The sequence below is a fragment of the Caballeronia arationis genome, assembly GCF_001544975.2.
Lineage (GTDB): Bacteria > Pseudomonadota > Gammaproteobacteria > Burkholderiales > Burkholderiaceae > Caballeronia > Caballeronia arationis.
On the sequence record NZ_FCOG02000081.1, the window covers coordinates 1 to 14,441 of the forward strand.

11 protein-coding genes and 1 pseudogene are annotated in these 14,441 nt (G+C 58.7%); 5 read left to right on the forward strand and 7 right to left on the reverse strand.

From position 1 onward, the window contains the following. Positions 1-598 precede the first annotated feature (598 nt). From AWB81_RS29905 to AWB81_RS29940, 7 genes and pseudogenes are all read right to left on the reverse strand, one after another. Positions 599-1,792 carry a beta-ketoacyl-[acyl-carrier-protein] synthase family protein gene (locus AWB81_RS29905; protein ID WP_235025972.1) on the reverse strand — a complete coding sequence of 398 codons (1,194 nt, stop codon included), beginning with the start codon at positions 1,790-1,792 and terminating at the stop codon, positions 599-601. Positions 1,793-1,830: 38 nt separating this feature from the next. Further along, positions 1,831-2,115 carry an acyl carrier protein gene (locus AWB81_RS29910; RefSeq protein ID WP_062640373.1) on the reverse strand — a complete coding sequence of 95 codons (285 nt, stop codon included), beginning with the start codon at positions 2,113-2,115 and terminating at the stop codon, positions 1,831-1,833. A gap of 111 nt (positions 2,116-2,226) precedes the next feature. Continuing rightward, positions 2,227-3,492 carry an NAD(P)/FAD-dependent oxidoreductase gene (locus AWB81_RS29915; RefSeq protein WP_062640375.1) on the reverse strand — a complete coding sequence of 422 codons (1,266 nt, stop codon included), beginning with the start codon at positions 3,490-3,492 and terminating at the stop codon, positions 2,227-2,229. Beyond that, complete coding sequence (locus AWB81_RS29920; protein ID WP_062640377.1) at positions 3,492-4,232, reverse strand: methyltransferase domain-containing protein; 741 nt, start codon at positions 4,230-4,232, stop codon at positions 3,492-3,494. Before AWB81_RS29920 ends, AWB81_RS29915 begins: the two co-directional genes overlap by 1 nt. Further along, complete coding sequence (locus tag AWB81_RS29925) at positions 4,232-5,356, reverse strand: type III polyketide synthase (RefSeq protein ID WP_062640396.1); 1,125 nt, start codon at positions 5,354-5,356, stop codon at positions 4,232-4,234. The genes AWB81_RS29920 and AWB81_RS29925 overlap by 1 nt, the downstream gene beginning before the upstream one ends. A 501-nt stretch (positions 5,357-5,857) precedes the next feature. Then, positions 5,858-6,118, reverse strand: a pseudogene (locus AWB81_RS47145) (thiamine pyrophosphate-requiring protein); the annotation flags it as partial. Between the two features lie 1,409 nt (positions 6,119-7,527). Continuing rightward, positions 7,528-7,956 (reverse strand): MarR family winged helix-turn-helix transcriptional regulator, encoded by a 429-nt coding sequence (locus AWB81_RS29940; RefSeq protein WP_062640381.1) that lies wholly within the window; start codon positions 7,954-7,956, stop codon positions 7,528-7,530. Positions 7,957-8,483: 527 nt separating this feature from the next. Here AWB81_RS29940 and AWB81_RS29945 point away from each other — a divergent pair. The 5 genes from AWB81_RS29945 (at position 8,484) to AWB81_RS29965 (ending at position 14,401) form a co-directional block, all read left to right on the forward strand. Beyond that, positions 8,484-8,918 carry a DUF4396 domain-containing protein gene (locus tag AWB81_RS29945; RefSeq protein ID WP_235025973.1) on the forward strand — a complete coding sequence of 145 codons (435 nt, stop codon included), beginning with the start codon at positions 8,484-8,486 and terminating at the stop codon, positions 8,916-8,918. 59 nt (positions 8,919-8,977) lie between these two features. Continuing rightward, positions 8,978-9,979 carry a cytochrome c oxidase subunit II gene (coxB, locus tag AWB81_RS29950; RefSeq protein WP_062640398.1) on the forward strand — a complete coding sequence of 334 codons (1,002 nt, stop codon included), beginning with the start codon at positions 8,978-8,980 and terminating at the stop codon, positions 9,977-9,979. 9 nt (positions 9,980-9,988) lie between these two features. After that, the gene (gene ctaD / locus AWB81_RS29955) at positions 9,989-12,589 is read left to right on the forward strand and encodes a cytochrome c oxidase subunit I (RefSeq protein WP_062640383.1); all 2,601 of its coding nucleotides are present in this window, start codon (positions 9,989-9,991) and stop codon (positions 12,587-12,589) included. Positions 12,590-12,807: 218 nt separating this feature from the next. Continuing rightward, on the forward strand, positions 12,808-13,065 hold the full coding sequence (locus AWB81_RS47150; RefSeq protein WP_235025974.1) for a hypothetical protein: 258 nt from the start codon (positions 12,808-12,810) through the stop codon (positions 13,063-13,065). A gap of 1 nt (position 13,066) precedes the next feature. Then, the gene (locus tag AWB81_RS29965; RefSeq protein ID WP_062640387.1) at positions 13,067-14,401 is read left to right on the forward strand and encodes a c-type cytochrome; all 1,335 of its coding nucleotides are present in this window, start codon (positions 13,067-13,069) and stop codon (positions 14,399-14,401) included. Positions 14,402-14,441 lie beyond the last annotated feature (40 nt).

Here is a 14,441-nt window from a genome sequence, read left to right on the forward strand (position 1 = left end):
GGCAGGACCCTGACACCTTCGAGATGTTCCGACTGGCCACATAACCCCAAGACTGTGCCGAACTCGGCACTCTTGAGTATATTTCAACTCCATCGCTAACCGTCCGTTGAAGCAGCAATATTTCAGCTCCAACCGAGGACGATATTTCAGACGTGGTCTTGATGTTCTTGCGAACCCAATAGGCTTCACAGCGTGACAGAAAGTGCCAAACAGATTCGTCGCCCACCTCGCCGACGAGGGAAGACTATAGGTCATCATCCAGTTGCTTCCTTAGCGCAACATTAGGAAGAAAAAAACTGCGCGAGCGTGAGCGCCAGAAGTCGACTCTGGAAACCAGAGCTTTCGTTCGCCTTGTGGTTGGTCTTACCGATGACTTGTCTGCTATGCCGATAAGGTCTGCCTGATGCAGGAACTCACGGCGTAGCATCTCGGCTTTCATGTGGATGGCACTTAGCGTGTGCAAAGTTCCCTTGAAAAGCGAAGAAAACGGTCTTTCACTGACAGCGGTCTCGCATACCGAGTTGGCAAGGTGTGCCGTGGATGAGTCAAGTCCTTCCGGCTTGCGCTCGGTGATCCCCGTGACGAGATGTTCCTTCAATCAACTTACAGTCGACGCGCGCAGAACAAGAGCCGCGTTAGTGCCTCCAAACGCGAACGAATTTGACAACATGGTGAGTACCGGCACCCGGTCCCGGGCAGCATTGGGCACATAGTCGAGATCGCAAGCGGGATCGGGGGCGTGCAGGTGCATGGTCGGCAATAACGCCTGATTCAGCATTGCCAACAAACTAAGTAGGCATTCGAGCGCACCGGATGCGCCAAGTAGATGGCCATGAACCGCCTTGGTCGCGCTGATCGGAATTTCGTGTGCCCTCGTGCCGAATACCGCTTTGATGGCGGCAGTTTCGGTCACGTCGTTTACCGGCGTCCCTGTGCCGTGAGCATTGATCGCATCAATGTCCGAGGGCGCGACGTTCGCTGCGGCAAGCGCTGCGCTCATGGTCGCGGCTTGGCCTTCGATGCTTGGCCGCGTAATGTGCGCGATATCGGTGGTGATGCCATAACCCAGCACTTCACCGTAGATCGATGCGCCGCGAGTGAGTGCGTGCTCCCAGGATTCCAGCACTAAGATTGCTGCACCCTCAGCCAGCACCATGCCGTTTCGATTTTTCGAAAATGGCTTGCACGTGGCTGAAGGGTCATCATTGTCGACGGTTGCGAGCGTGTGGAGTGCTTCCCACGCCTTTAAAGAGCCGCAGGAAAGCGGGGCTTCCGTACCGCCCGCGATTGCCATGTCAAGCTCGCCATGCGCAATGCGTGACCACGCCTCTCCAATAGCCACCGTAGACGATGAACATGCCGTCGAGTACGTCAGACAAGGTCCGCATAGGCCGTATTCCATGCTAATCCACGCTGCGGGCGCGTTGTACATGCCCATTAGCACGGTGAACGGCTTGACGCGATCGGAATGTTCGCCATAGAGTGCTTGATAGCCCTCGTCGAGGGTTTGAGTGCCCCCCATACCCGTGCCGATAAAGACGCCTGTACGACCATGATGTCGCGGGCCCGCCTCAATGCCAGCACTCGACGCGGCTTCGCGGGCGGCAATGAGCGCGAACTGGCTCACCCTGTCGAGCATGCGCAACTTTGCTGGATCGAAATAACCGACGCCTATGAGTTGCGTGGTTCCAGCAACTGAGGAGCTAGATCGATACGTCAGGGGATCCAGACGACGGATGCCTGAGTGTCCTCGATACGCATTGAAGTAGGCCTCGCCGGCATTGTTTCCCAACGGACAGACCGTGCCTACGCCGGTAACCGCTACCCGCCTCATGACGACGCGTGAGCCGAGACAATGCCCGGCGTCGCCTCAGCGGGGTGCTGCTGTGCGATTTGCTCGTCGATGAACCGAGCGACATCACCGAGCGTCGCTAGCGGAACGGTTTCGGTGGGCATCTTAATGTGAAATTCATCTTCAACGTTGAAGAGAAGCTCCGCCACAGCGAGAGAGTCAAGCCCGAGCGTTTCGAGCGCCGCGTCGGGCACCAATGCCGCAGCGTCGAGGCTGTAATCCTGTGCCAGCTTCGTGCGAAGCCAATCGAAAGTTGTGTTCATAACGATTCAGTGGACCGGTTAGTAGTAGAGGCGGGCAGCGACCGAGAGCTTAAATCTTGAAAAAGAGAGAGCAGTCGGAGTAGCGTGTGCCCTTCATGGAACGGAAGTCGGCTAGAGCGCTTCATAATCGGAACGCTGTTGGGCTAGTCGAGCGACCTCGGCCGGGTCGATGGCGCAGCGTATTTTTCCAGCCCATCGTGAGCCCAAAGGCAAGAAGGCTGGCCAACGCTTCGCGAGCGCGAGCAAAAGGGCGCTGCTGCGCGCGTGCATGCTGGCATGCGCAAACGCGGAGGCGAGTCTGATGCGCGGAACAAAGTGCAGCCTCCACTCACGCGCGTAGCGCCGGGCGACGAGGCGCTGCCACGCCTCACCAACCGTTTCGCGATCAGGCGAGGTATCCACGCTAAGCAGTTGCACACACAAGAGCCATGCAGATTGCACGGCCATGCTGATGCCCTCGCCGATTATGGGATGGGCTTCGCCCGCAGCGTTTCCAACGCGCAACAAGCCGTCACCGGAGCTGAGGCGAATGCCGGGATTGATCGGCCCTGCCCCGATCCATGCCCCCTGCCTAGACGCCGTGTTGAGCGTTTCGCCGACTCCTGAGCACTGTCCACGAAGCATCGCTTCCAAACACTCGCCGGCGCTTGCGCCCGGGTTTTCACGGCGCAATACGTCAAGTTTGTCCCGTCGAAGGCAACCGGCCATGGTGGTAACGCCTCCTTCTGCGACGACCATGCCGCCGTAACCGCCATCGAACAAGAGCACCGGAAGCAGTCCCTCTTCGAGCGACGCGCCTGTGAAATTGGCTTTGAACGCCAGCAGGTCGGATGGGCGACGTGGCCTCCGAGGTTGAGGCGGTACCGACGGCAGAGCCTCCCAAGAACCATGTGCAGCAATGGCCACACGCGCCCGCAACGTCTGGGTAGCCGAGGTATTAAGATCGCGAATGTCGCAGCGCCATGCACCCGGTCCACCAAGAAGACCAAGTACCGCGCACGGCTGCAAAAGTTGTACCCCTACCTTGTGTGCCTGGTCCGCCAAAAGAGTGTCGAGCGTCTCTCGGCCAACGGCGCGACCCCAATAATAGTCGCTATCAGGTGCCACGGGAAAGTCAGACACGACCCTATCGGAGCCGCGCATCAACGCCAATCGTCTCAAATGGGGGCCGGCCCGAAGCGTCAAATCCTGCTCGATTCCAAGCGCGGCAAAAAGGGGCAAGGCGCTGGGCGCAATGCACTCTCCACATACCTTACGGCGCGGAAAGCGTTGCTTTTCCACAAGAGCAACCGACCATCCGGCAAGCGCCAGCAGGATCGCAGCCGTCGAACCGGCCGGACCCGCCCCAATGATCAATGCGTCGAATGTGGTTCGCATTACTTCTCCCCGACGCGGTCAGCGCGGAAGCAATGGCTGAAGAGTCCCGCCTGAAACTCGTCCAACTGCCACTGGATGCCGTGGGCTGGCCAGAGTGACTGGAGTTCTTGCTCGCGAAAGCCCGCATGCACGCTTAGAACGGCATCGTGGCGCGTGACAGCATTCACGCCAAGCGCACCGATTAGGTGACTTCCCAATAAAGCGAGCCAATCCCGCCGCGGCTCACATGCGAAAAATCGTTCGGTCGACGCTGCAATCACGTCGAGAAGCGCGACAAGTTGTGAAGCTTCAAAATGGTGTAAAAAAAGCGTCGTGACGATCAAATCCCATCGGTCACCCATGCATACAGGTTGATCGCGTGAATTTTCCCGGCGCCAGTCGAAAATGTCCTTTTTGCAGCCCTGCACCCTCCATCCAAGTCGCGCATAGCGTTCGATCGTCTCGCGCCTGATAAGGTCCTGTCGATCGAGCAGGGTCAATTCAACGTTTGACAGGCAAAGCTTGAGTTTTTGCGCGACGCTCAACATCAGCGTGCCATCGCCAGCGCCGAGCTCGAGTATTCGAAGTGGCGCCCGCGCTGGCCGTGAAGCCAACAACGTCTCAAGCGCACGCCCCACGATTGCACGGGTGCCCATGACGCGGTGAACGCGTTGTAGGTCACGCCGAGAACCCTGCGCGGCCGGATCCTCCTCACTCAGCTCGTCAAGGATTTCGGAGGTGACAATTCGCGGAAAGCTCATCACAGCGGCGCACGAAGATGCCCATCGTTGGGGAGTGGGACGTCGGCCTTGGGCGCGACTCTGAGCAGTGCGCCATGGCAGCTAAAACCTGCACCAAACGACGATAGCCACCAATAACCACCCGGGGCGTGATCGGCCAATGCTTCCTGAAGTACAAAGTAAACAAAGGCGCTTGACATGTTGCCGTACTCGCGCAGTATCGCCGCACTGTAATGCAAGGCCCGCGGCTGTAACTCGAATTCGCGCTCGAGAGCGAGCAGTACGTCGCGTCCGCCGGCATGCATGATCCATGTAACAACATCCGATGGACGCAGGCCACCCCGGTTTAGCGAGGTATCAAGCACCCGGCGCGCGTACTGGGCGGCGAGCGAAGGGACCGCACGTGTCAGAACGTTCCGCAACATGCCTTTGCGCTGTTCAAACATGAGCGCTTTTCGCTCACTTGGATCAATCAAGGAAACACTATCGATCCATTCGATTTGGCGCGAACCAGTCGGTTGCCGTGATAAGACTGCCGCTCCAGCACCGTCGCCAAACAGACATGCGCTAATGATCACGCCGGGGTCGTCGTCAAGGTACATCGCCGCACTGCTCACTTCGACGCAGACTGAGAGTACGTGCTTGCATCCATCCGACAAGGTAGATGAGGAGGGCCGTAATAACGCATGCCCGAGCTGCATGTTCGGGAGCGCGGCGGCGCAGCCCTGACCCACCAGGTCAAATGCCTGCGTATCCGCGCGCAGGCCGAGCGCCTGGATTACATAGCCGGACAACGCGGGGCATACATATCCGGTGCAAGTACTCACGACGATGGCATCAATATCAGCGGGAGCGATACCGGCGTTGCGTAAGGCGCTTGTCGCTGCGGCGATCGCTAGTGCAGGAGCATATGTCAAAAAGCGTTCGGAAAGCGTGTCGGGGTCGATCACGAAAGCGTCGCTGAGCGAATCGAGGGCGAGTCGCCGTGCCTCGATGCCGTTGTCTCGTTGCAACACGGTGTGCGCGACGAACCGGGCGCGAGCATCAAGTCGCACATACCATTCCGAATTCTGGAATGCACTGAGGCAATCGAATTTAGTATAACGCCGCGGAGGATTAGCCGTGCCGATACCGTTTAAGTACATAAATTCACCGACTGAATTGAGATGCGGCAACCCTGACCGGAAAGCGTGTTCATGCGGTCTCACTGCGGACATAGTTTCGAGTGCGCAGCATTCGTGCCACTTCGCTGCGCCTCGGCTAGATTTCTGTTCTGTTATCAGGCGGAATGGCCATGGGGCAGTCGCTGTGGACAAAGCGTCATCTCCTTTCCGCCTTCGCGCGTGCCACCACTGCGGGTCGGCTAGAGCGCGGCAACTAATGGATCGTTTATCCCACGACCCGCTCTGCTTGGAGGGTATTTACTTGCCAGACTTTGCTAACTTTAAGTGTGTCTTACGCAATTCACGCCCTCGAGGGCTCGCCGTCGATGAGAAAGCGTTCGACGCGCCGCCTTAATAGACGAAATGAACGTGGCTGCGATGCCCGTCTGCGACGGCGAGCGGCTGAAGGGCGTGCTGGCGGATTGCTAAATCATCCTGCGGGCCGCATCGGCCGGCAAGGCGTCTGGTGCACGTTGCAGGAAGGTGCAAGCGACCCGGTCGAGCGGTGCTTCGTGAATGACGAAGTCGGTCCTGCAGATCGTCAGGGAGCACGAGCGCGGTGACTGTTAGTTCCGATAGCGCGATGCGCACCGCGCGGTCGACGAGGTGGCGAATCTGCGTCGCCACGCTCGGCTGCTGCACAAAAATGCGCCGGCGACGCATGTGATCGAGTCGCGCATCGTAGAGACCCGTGCGAAGCTGCACCGCGCTCGGCCCCGACGTCTCGATGCACACGCCGAGCTGGAGGATGTGAAGCGGAGGGCTCGTGTCGAGCGCAACGCGTCAAGGATGGGAAGGACAATGTAGGCGCTTCCTGAATCGTTCAGCGGCCGATCGAATGGAAATTTTTCAAACGACGTGTAAATTGGCACACTGTGATACTTCGTCAAGTGAAGGCAGCAGATGACATCGACCTCACATTCTACGCGCTGCCGGCCGGTCGGGACACTGTTCAACGCCCCCTGCTAATTATTTCTGTCACAATGTGCTGCACAGTTTGATTTTGGCTATGCGGCCTTCCTGGAATACACAGCGCAACTCTGATGGCTACCGCTAGTGCTGACATCGACGGTCGCGCCTGCAGGAGTCTGGGTTAGACGCCGATGGTTTCGTGGTGCCGAGGGCAGCGGAATTCCAAATGTCATCGCGAGGCTTCACGCCGAGGGTGAGATGGGTCCGCGACTCTGATACATGCGGTTTCTGATTGACAAGCTTGCGATGCCGTTCCTGTCGATCCTCGAAGGGGCCACTATCCATGTGGGAGCCTCGCTGACGTTCGCCTTTCAATGCCTCAATCCGGCCCGCTTGAGAAGGATGGGTGAGGCAAGTCTTGAATGACGGCCAGCGCTCCTAGGCGCGGCGGTCGGACTCTCGGCGGCCTTCGAGGCGCCTCTGGCGGGCGTCTTTTTGCCATTGAAGAGCTCACCCGCAGTTTCGAGGAACGCACCAATGGGGTTCTCACATTGTCTCCCTCGGGCTTCAGGTTAACTATACATATTACGGCTCGATCGATCTCGGCAGTTCCTGGATCTGCAGGCCGCGGCGGTGGTTCTCATCGGAATAGTAACTGGAGTCATGGGCGACCTCTTTTGCTGATACTGCTCAACACCGTCGCTGGATGCCAGAGATGTTGATTGCCTGGGTGCACGGCACCCGGTGCTTTTCGGTGCCGATTGCGGACTGGCGATCGCAGTCATCGGAGTTGCGACGTGCGATCACGGCCTTGACAGTGAATATGCCGAAGCAAGAGCCATGTTGGAGGAAAGGGTGCAGCTCGGCGTTGCGTACCCCGTGCTCAAGATGGCATCGATGATCATCGGATTTTACCCGCCGGGTGCGCCCGGTGGACTCTTTGCGCCGTCTTGCGATCGCCGCCGGGCATCGGAAACGCGCTACATCTGCTTTTCGGGCAGATGCAGCTTCCAATGCTGATCGCCCGTGGAATAGGGGGCTATGTCGCCGAGGTGACGCAGGGCCCGATCACCGCTTTCATCATTGAGAGGATCAATGGGCACGCCCTGGCGATTCCGTTGATGGCAACCGCATTGATATCGAGCCGCGTTTCAAAAATGTGGTTGCGCCGCCTACGAGCTACTGGCTCAACGCGACGAGTCACCCGGCTGAGGCGCGGTGCACTTAAAATGCAAGCCATCTTACCCGTGCACATTAACGCTGTTGGCGAGCCAGCCAAATGTGCGGTATTCCGCGAGGTGTAGTGCAGCAAGTTTGAGCAGGCATCGCTCGCCCTTCGGTGTCAAATGAACTTCTACCAGTCGACGGTCAGCCTGACCGGGCTTGCGCACGACAAGTCCGGCGGCCTCGCACCGGTTGACCAAGGCCGCAGTACCATTGGGCGCTGCCTGAAGACGTTCGGCAATTTCCCCGACCGTCGCGCACGACTTTCCGGGGACGCCACGCACATGCAGAAGCAATTGATATTGAAGCGGCGTTATCCCCGCAGCATGCGTGATTTCTTCGGAGTATCGGAGGAACTTCCTAAGCTGGTAGCGGAAGTTCGACATCGACTCCAAATCGCTCTTCGTGAGCAGGCCGCTTTGGGCGCGACCCCTTCGCTGGTTCATAAGTGTAGATCTCGTCTCGCTCGCGCGTACCCTGATGTTGATCCGTTGTCTGGCCACCATAGTAGCAGAGCCAGACTAGCTTCCAAGCGGCCCATTGGCTGTGCTCGCAAGATCGGCACATCGTGACCTGTTCAGTACGGCACGTCCCCCAAACCGAATTTAGCCGCTTCGCGACCATAGTGCGTGGCTCGCGCGGAACAGCGATTGCTATGAGTTTGCACCCTGACGCGTGTCTTTCAAAACCGAGCTTGGGGCAGGCTCGCCATGCCTCAGCGGGGTTCATGCTGCCGGAGATTTCCCGATGTCAGCACAATGGTTGACTGCCGCACCGGCAACATGGCTTGCCTTATCGGCGTGCTCAGCCGTGGTCGTCGTTCTCGATGTTTGGCTAGGCGGACATCGTCAATCCATGGTCATCATGTCGGTGGTGTGGCCCTTGACGATGCTGTACTGGGGTCCGGTCGGTCTTCTGTTTTACTTTTGGTTCGGTCGCTCAACATCGGGGACAAAAAAGCAGGAAGCACCCATTGTGGCAGGCCACCTTCCTTGGCGCGACACACTGTGGCGCCGGATGCGCGTTAGGCGACTTCATAGGCGAATGGCTGGCGTTTGCGATGGCCGTAACGATCGCCGGCTCGGCACTCGTGGGAAAACTAGCGCTGGCGTTTATCTTGGCCTATCTAATCGGTGTCGCATTCCAGTATTTCTCTATTGTACCGATGCGGGGCCTTGGATTGCGCAAGGGCATCGTTGCGGCGGTCAAGGCAGATACGCTGTCGTTGCTTGCTTACGAAATCGGTATGTTCGGGTGCATGATCGCGTTTGCCAAAATCGCCACGCCGTTAGAACCCACCGATGCGATGTACTGGGTGCGCATGCAAGTGGCGATGGTCGCAGGTTTTATCACGACCTACCCGGTGAACTACTGGCTTATCAGGCGTGGTGTGAAGGAGAAGATGTGATCGTCAAGGCTCGCCATCCGGGACGGTTAGTCCGATGTGGGCTGGCCCTCCTGATTGCAATGATTCAGTTCGGCGCTCAGGCCAATTCCGGTGTGCCGGACAATGCGGCGTCTCTGGCCAGCGGGCAGACGCCGCTTGCCTATTTCCTGCACAGCAACGGGCCGGCGACCGACCCTGTGCTGCATCTGGGGTGGGTGCTTGCAAGTATTTCGAGTTTAGTTTGCGTGATCATCGCCATCATGCTCGTCATAGGAATGTTTCGGCATCGCAAGCGGGAAGATCCGAAACTGCTCAGCGCCAAGGGAGGGACGAGCTTTGTCTACGTTGGCACGGCAGTTTCCACCGTCGCGTTACTGGGTATTTCGGTGTATATGCTCGTCGTTCTCGCAAGGGTCGCCGATCCCCCCAGTGCCCCTGCGGTCACTATCACCGTCACGGCCTACGACTGGTGGTGGAAAGTCGATTACGACGACGGCCCGAGTCACTTCTCGACCGCTAACGAACTGCACATTCCGGTGGGCGAACCGGTGCTCGTTTTGCTGAAAAGCGCGGATGTTATCCACGCATTCTGGGTTCCCGACTTATCGGGCAAGACGCAGGCTATACCCGGCGTAATCAACCGCCAGTGGGTTCAGGCTGACAGGCCGGGCGTATTCCGCGGCCAATGTACGCAGTATTGCGGCGTTCAGCATGCTCACATGGCCTTTGAAGTATACGCACAGCCGCGGGCGGACTTCGAGCGATGGATGACGGCGCAGCGATCCCCGGCGTCTGTGCCAGCCAGCGCTCAAACGGTAAATGGCGCAAAGCTGTTCGAAAAGCGCTGCGCGGGCTGTCATACCGTTCGCGGCAGCAAGTCCGCAGGGGTGCAAGCGCCCGATCTTACACATGTTCTGTCCCGCAGGCTGATCGCAGCGGGCACGATCGTCAATTCACAGGAGAACCTGATGGACTGGGTTCAACACGTGCAAGAGATCAAGCCCGGCACACTCATGCCCGACATGAAGCTTTCACCCGCCGAGGCGCGCGATCTATCGGCGTATCTTGCTACTCTAAGCTAAGGAAGAATGATGTCCGCGACGAGTGATCGCAGCGTGATGCAATCGGGCCGGGCGGCTTTCCGACGCGAGCCGGAATTCGGCCGCGTTCCGGAAGGCTCAGAAATGGAGAAACGCCTCCATGAAATCTGGGAAGGCGAAGCCGGCTGGCGCGGCTTTTTTACCACCGTGGATCATAAAAAGATTGGCCTGCGCTACATCGTCACGGCGTTCGCCTTCCTCCTGATTGGCGGGGTCGAGGCCTTGCTGATGCGCCTGCAACTCGCGCGGCCCAACGAGACGCTGCTGTCTGCCGAGCAATACGCGCAGCTTTTCACGATGCACGGCGTGACCATGATTTTTCTTTATGCGTTGCCGGTCCTGAGCGGATTCGCCAACTTCCTCTGGCCGCTCATGCTCGGCTCGCGCGACATGGCCTTCCCGCGGCTGAACGCTTTGTCTTACTGGGTGTTTTTGTTCGCCGGGCTGTTCCTCTATTGCAGCTTCCCGTTCGGTCAGGCACCTAACGCGGGCTGGTTCAACTATGTACCGTTCTCCTCTCTGGAATATAACCGGGGTCCAAACATCGACGTTTATGCGCTCGGGATGGTGCTGCTCGGCATCTCGACGACAGTGGGTGCAGTGAACTTCGTCGTCACACTTTTTCGGATGCGTGCGGTCGGCATGTCGGTGGATCGCCTGCCAATCATCATATGGGGAACGCTCACCATCTCGTTCGCCAATCTTTTCGCCGTGCCATCGGTGAGCCTTGCATTCTTCTTGCTGTGGATGGACCGAAACATTGGCACACACTTTTTTGACGTCGCAGCCGACGGTCGGCCGCTCATGTGGCAGCACCTGTTCTGGATGTTCGCGCACCCATGGGTGTACGTAGTCGTGTTGCCGGCGATGGGCATCGTCTCTGACGCGTTGCCGACGTTTTGCAGGCGTCCGCTCGTGGCCTATGCGGCGGTGGCGATGTCGACAGTCGCCACGATGATTATCGGATTCGAAGTGTGGATTCATCACATGTTCGCGACCGGCATCGCGCCACTGGCACTCGCGTTCTTTGGCGCGGCGAGCGTGTTGATCTCGATCCCGAGCGCGGTGGCGGTGTTTGCATGGATCGGGACGATCTGGATGGGACGCCCGGTCTTCACGGTCCCGTTCCTTTATTTTGCCAGTTTCGTGCTGATGTTCGTCGTCGGCGGTGTGTCGGGCGTCATGACCGCTGCCGTACCGCTCGATTGGCAACTCAACGAGACCTATTTCATTGTGGCGCATTTGCACTACGTGTTGCTCGGGATCAACGTCTTTCCGGTACTTGGCGGCATCACCTACTGGTTTCCAAAATTCACCGGGCGCCTGATGAACGAGCGGCTCGGGAAGATCGCGTTCTGGATAGTCTTGATTGGCTTCAATGTCGGCTTTTTTCCAATGCACATCTCGGGTCTGCTGGGAATGCCGCGACGGGTCTACACCTATCCGGAAGGGATGGGCTGGGATACCTCGAATCTCATCACCACCATCGGTTCGTTCCTGCTCGGTGTGGGCATCCTGCTGTTCGCGATCAATGCGCTGCTCTCAGCGCGGCGCGGGAGAAAAGCGCCGCCGAATCCGTGGGATTCACCCGGGCTGGAATGGTCTGTCGCGTCGCCGCCACCGCCGTACAACTTTGCGGTTCTGCCGGTCATCGAATCGCGCCATCCGATGTGGGAGGATCGCCTGCAACCGTCTGGCCGTCGTTCGAGTCTCGAGGAAGGCTATCTGTTGCATCGGGGCCGCGAGGCGCTTGGTGTTCATCCATTCAGCGGCAAACCCGACGTGATCCTCAAGATGCCGGAAGATGCGTGGTCACCATTTTTCTTGGGGCTCTTTGCTGCGCTGATGTTCCTCGCGATGCTCCTGCACTCGCCGTCGTTCACGATCATCGCTTTCTCCGCGTGCGGTGCAACCTTGATCGCATGGATGTGGCCGCGCCGGTCATTGGCGCAGCGCGAGCCGCCGACGCCCCAACAAACGGCACCGGCGCAAAACGCGCAGAGAGACGATGCCCTTCCGGTGGGCAGCGCGGGCGAACACTCGGGCGGCTGGTGGGGCGTCCTAGCGCTTGTTGTGACGGAGGCGAGCCTCTTCGGTTACCTCATCTTCTGCTACTTCTACTCGCAGTCACAAACGCAACTGCCATGGCCGCCCGAAGGCATGCCGAAGATCGGTGTTGGCGCATTGAGCACCAGCCTGCTCATCTTGAGCAGCGTGTTCGCCTGGCTGTCCGAGCGCATGCTCAAAAAGAGCAAGAGATGGCGCGCGTTCACCTGGATGCTGGTCGCGATTGTGCTCGGATGCCTCTTCGTCGGCATACAACTAAAGGAATGGCACGACCATCCATACGGGCTGACGGCTCACCTTTACGGGTCACTCTATTTCACGATTACAGGCTTCCATCTGGCGCACGTTCTGGTGGGACTGGTCATTCTTGTATTGTTGGCGATCTGGATCGCACTTGGCTACTTCGACGAGGAGCGCAATGCGCCGATGCGGATCGGTGGACTGTACTGGCACTTCGTGGACGTGGTGTGGCTGTTTATCTTCACCTCGCTGTATGTGACACCACTTTGGCTCAGGGGCCAGTGATGCCAAGCTCCGTCTCGAAAGATGAGCGGCTGACTCACGCGGAAAAGCGTCGGTTCTGGATATTTGCAGGCGCCGGATTCTTCATTTCGCCGGGCGCGTGGCTCTTGCAGGTCATCGTTTCTGAGACCGTCTCTGCGCAAACTTGCGATGCAACGACCACGCCCCTTAGGTCGCCGGGCGTCTCGCATATACATGCGTGGCTGTACGGAACTTCAGCCGTGGCGCTTCTGATTTCAGTCGTTTGCGCGGGGCTGGCAACTTACGGCTTCGTCTCTTTGCATGCAAGGCAAAAGCGGAACAAGGAGCGCGGCGAGGTCGGCGAGTCGAAGGAACAGCCACCTCGCGAGCAAGAGGAAATCAACCGCAAGCGCTTCGTTGCGCTCTGCAGCTCACTGATCGGATGTGGATTTGTTGTCGGGCTCGTGTTCACGATTCTTGCAGAAGTGTTTCTCGTCTCTTGCAGTCAATGGCACTGATATGAATCGGCCGAGAAGCTTAAAACGCGTCGCTGTCTTGCCGATATTGGCAATCGCGCTCGCCGCGGGCGGTTGCAGCGGGAGTGCTGATGACCACCTTCCGGCGGGCACAAATGCACAGTCGCCAATGACGAGCGATCCGAATCGCGTCGTACGAGGCGAATATCTGGCGAAAGCCGGGGACTGTAGCGCGTGCCACGATGCGGCAGATCATACGCCGCTGGGCGGTGGAATGCCCGTGAATTCCCCGTTCGGTCCAATCTATGCAAGCAATCTCACTCCGGATCCCACATTCGGTATCGGACGCTACACCTTGGGGGAGTTCTCCGACGCATTGCGCTACGGCAAGCGCCGCGATGGCAAGCGACTATATCCTGCAATGCCTTACGCGTCGTTCGCGAAAATGACCGACGATGACGTGACGGCGCTCTATGCTTACCTTATGCATGGCGTGATGCCCGCGGCCAAGCGTGCACCCGAGACGCACTTGCCGTTTCCTTTCAATCAACGTTGGGGCATGCTGTTCTGGACGTTCGCATTCGGCAACCGTGACCAGTTCTCTCCCGATCCAAAGCAAAGCGCTCAATGGAATCGGGGTGCGTACTTAGTTCAAGGACTCGGGCATTGTGGGGCCTGTCACACGCCACGCGGCCCCGCCTACAACGAACTTGGCTATAGCGAGGAATCGCCTTTATACCTGACCGGGGGAGTGATTGACCATTGGTTTGCGCCCAACCTTACGGGCGACCCCGGGAGCGGGCTGGGCCGGTGGTCGCGAGAAGACATCGTCAGGTTCTTGCGCACGGGACATGGCGCCGGCGCGATCGCGTTTGGCGCGATGGCGCCCGCAGTAGAAGACAGTACGCAATATCTTACCGATTCAGACCTGAATGCGATCGCCGTGTATCTCAAGTCGCTGCCCCCGCAGCGCGCGTATGGTGACTACAACGACAACGCCCACGCCAAGGTTCAAACCGCGCGGAGCCTCGAGACCGGCGAAAAAGAACGACACGGAGCCGGCATCTACTTGTCCTTCTGCGCACGCTGTCATCAGGTCGACGGGCAAGGCCAAACGGGGAAGGTTGCTGCATTGGCTGGAAGTCCCCTCGTTTTGGCGGAGGATCCCACGTCCGTCATGCGCATCGTCATCGAGGGCAGCAACAGCCCAGCGACCGAGACAGGCCCCGCACCGCAAAAGATGCCTGGTTTCCATGATCAACTGACGACGAGCCAAATCGCCGAGGTGGTCAGTTTCGTTCGAAGCGCGTGGGGTAACCACGCAGCTCCGGTCTCCGACCGACAAGTCGAGCGTCTTCGTTCGAAGATCCACAAGTAGGTTGGATGTGCAACCTGCGAGCTCGCGTCGTCGCGTCGCA

Excerpts from the sequence above, each read along its gene's own strand:
- AWB81_RS29940 (WP_062640381.1), bottom strand. The coding sequence starts at position 7,956 with ATGAACCAGCGAAGGGGTCGCGCCCAAAGCGGCCTGCTCACGAAGAGC.
- ctaD (WP_062640383.1), top strand. The coding sequence starts at position 9,989 with ATGTCCGCGACGAGTGATCGCAGCGTGATGCAATCGGGCCGGGCGGCT.
- AWB81_RS29915 (WP_062640375.1), bottom strand. The coding sequence starts at position 3,492 with ATGCGAACCACATTCGACGCATTGATCATTGGGGCGGGTCCGGCCGGT.
- AWB81_RS29965 (WP_062640387.1), top strand. The coding sequence starts at position 13,067 with ATGAATCGGCCGAGAAGCTTAAAACGCGTCGCTGTCTTGCCGATATTG.
- AWB81_RS29910 (WP_062640373.1), bottom strand. The coding sequence starts at position 2,115 with ATGAACACAACTTTCGATTGGCTTCGCACGAAGCTGGCACAGGATTAC.
- AWB81_RS29925 (WP_062640396.1), bottom strand. The coding sequence starts at position 5,356 with ATGTACTTAAACGGTATCGGCACGGCTAATCCTCCGCGGCGTTATACT.
- AWB81_RS29920 (WP_062640377.1), bottom strand. The coding sequence starts at position 4,232 with ATGAGCTTTCCGCGAATTGTCACCTCCGAAATCCTTGACGAGCTGAGT.
- coxB (WP_062640398.1), top strand. The coding sequence starts at position 8,978 with ATGATTCAGTTCGGCGCTCAGGCCAATTCCGGTGTGCCGGACAATGCG.